At 73.5% G+C, this 921-nt stretch carries 1 protein-coding gene; it reads left to right on the top strand.

Going from position 1 to position 921, the window contains the following annotated elements; all coding sequences use genetic code 11:
• Positions 1-921, top strand: a 921-nt coding sequence (locus ASV56_RS22290) for a GlxA family transcriptional regulator (RefSeq protein WP_062564133.1), incomplete at both ends; no start/stop codon positions are given.

Genomic DNA, 921 nt, shown 5'->3' with positions numbered 1-921 from the left:
GTCTTCCTGCTTCTGGACCGGTTCACGCTGGCGTCCTTTGCCGCCGCCATCGAGCCGCTGCGGCTGGCGAACCGCATCGCCGGGCGCCCGCTCTACGACTGGCGGCTGGTCGGCGAGGGCGGCGGCTTCGCCCACTGCTCGAACGGCGCCCGCATCATGCTGGACGGGGGCCTCGAGGACGGCAGCCGCGGCGATACCGTGCTGGTCTGCGGCGGGCTCGACGTCGCCCGCGCCGCCGCGCGCCCGGTGCTGGCCTGGCTCAGGCGCGAGGCCCGGCGCGGCGCCCGCATCGGCGCGCTCTGCACCGGCGCCTGGGTGCTGGCCGAGGCCGGGCTGCTCGCCGGCCGGCGCTGCACCATCCATTGGGAAAACCAGGACGCCTTCGCCGAAAAATTCCCCGACACCACCCTGATCCGCACCGTCTTCGTCGAGGACGGCAACCGCCTGACCGCCGCCGGCGGCACCGCGGCCATCGACCTGATGCTGCGCCAGATCGCCCGCGACCACGGCGCGGCGCTGGCCGGGCGGGTGGCCGACCAGATGATCCACACCGCGATCCGCTCCGAGGAGGACCACCAGCGCCAGTCGGTGCCGGTGCGGCTGGGCGCGCGCCACCCGCGCCTGGCGCAGGTGGTGGCGCGGATGGAGGCCAATATCGAGGAGCCGCTGAGCCCGGCGCGGCTGGCGCAGGACGCCGGCCTGTCGCCGCGCCAGCTCGAGCGGCTGTTCGCGCGCTATCTCGGCCACTCGCCCAAGCGGCATTACATGGCGCTGCGGCTGGAGCGGGCGCAGAACCTGCTGGCGCAGACCGAGATGAGCGTGATCGAGATCGCGCTCGCCTGCGGCTTCGCCAGCACCGCGCATTTCTCGAAATGCTACCGCGCCCAGTATGGCGAGACGCCCTATCGCAAAAGGGGCGGC

This window comes from Paracoccus aminovorans (genome assembly GCF_001546115.1).
GTDB classification, from domain to species: Bacteria; Pseudomonadota; Alphaproteobacteria; order Rhodobacterales; family Rhodobacteraceae; genus Paracoccus; species Paracoccus aminovorans_B.
This window is presented reverse-complemented; position numbering and strand designations above follow the sequence as displayed.